1 protein-coding gene is annotated in these 1,216 nt (G+C 63.2%); it reads right to left on the bottom strand.

From position 1 onward, the window contains the following. The coding region (locus ACHIRB_RS04555) for a 13E12 repeat family protein (protein ID WP_395127616.1) at positions 1-1,159 on the bottom strand (1,159 nt) is incomplete at its 3' end. Between the last annotated feature and the right edge of the window lie 57 nt (positions 1,160-1,216).

The following is a 1,216-nucleotide window of genomic DNA, read 5'->3' as shown; positions in this document are numbered from 1 at the left end:
GATGACACTGACACATATTGGCTGGTCGCCAACATGCCGGGAAGGTGCACCCTTTGTCTTGGGCGTAGCGGACCAGACGCTGATCACCTTGAGCGATCCGTTTGGATCTGCCGAGGTAGATGGGGCGACCGTCGTCGTCGAACAGGGCGAGGTAGTGATGGGCGTGAGCGGCCATCCTGACGACATCTCGGATCGGAAGCAACGATCCACCGCCGGTGATGGCCTGCCCGGTCGCCTCTTCGAGTTCTTTGACGGTCATGGTCGCCACGACGGTGACCGGCAGTCCACGATGCTGGCCCAACGTGCCGGAGGCGAGCGCGTCGCGTAGCACCATCTTCAGCGCGTCGTGTTGGCGTTGCCCGACCGAGCGTTCGTCACGGTGCGCGACCTCGTCTGCGGGTTCGGCGTCGACGGTGGAGTCGGCGTCGTGCGGGTTCCCGACGCCGGGTTTGGCGTATTTCGCGAACATCGCTTCGAGGTCGGCGCGTAATTCCGGGTCGACGCAGAAGCTGCCTTTCGTCATCAGGTCGGTGTCTTGTTTGCCGAGGGTGAAGCTGCGTTTGCGTTCGCGGTCCACTTCGGGTGCGTTGCCGTCGGGATTGAGGTAGGCGAGGATCCGGTTGCCTGCGCGGCGGAGTTGGTCGGGCCGCAGAATCCGGGCTTGTTCGGCAAGTTTGGCTTCGGCTTGTTCGCGGGTCTCGGCGTCGACGTAGCTGGGGACCTGGGCGAAGAATTCGCGGATCACGGTGATATGGGCGCGGCCGATTGCCCCGTCGGCGTGCGCGGCGGCGGTGTTCGGATACACCGGGTCGAGAGGTGCGCCGGAGAATCCGGTGCGGGGTCCGAGGTCTTCGGCGATCTTGCGGCGTGCTTTGGCTTCGCTCGGATAGATCCGCAGCGTGTCGGCGAGGACGTCGGCGAGGCGGTAGTCGCCGAGTTCGCCGGGGATCCATTGTTCCTGCATGTCGGCTATCAGGACGGTTCCGAAACCGGCGATCGTGCGTGTTCCGGTTTCGAATCGTTGCACGAGGTCGAGACGGTCGCGGTTGTTCGACAGTTCGCCGAATCCGACGTCACGTAACCCTTGGAGAGCTGTTTCGAACGCGACCATCGCAGCTTCCACCGCCGTGGTGGGTTGCGGTGTCGGGTTCGAAAGCATGTACTGCTTATCTGCTTAAGTGGACCTATGCTGGTCAGGTGGATTTCGTAGACGACG

This window comes from Antrihabitans spumae, from assembly GCF_043944905.1.
GTDB lineage: Bacteria > Actinomycetota > Actinomycetes > Mycobacteriales > Mycobacteriaceae > Antrihabitans > Antrihabitans spumae.
The sequence above is the reverse complement of the archived record's forward strand: the minus strand, read 5'-3'. Positions and strand labels throughout refer to the sequence as shown.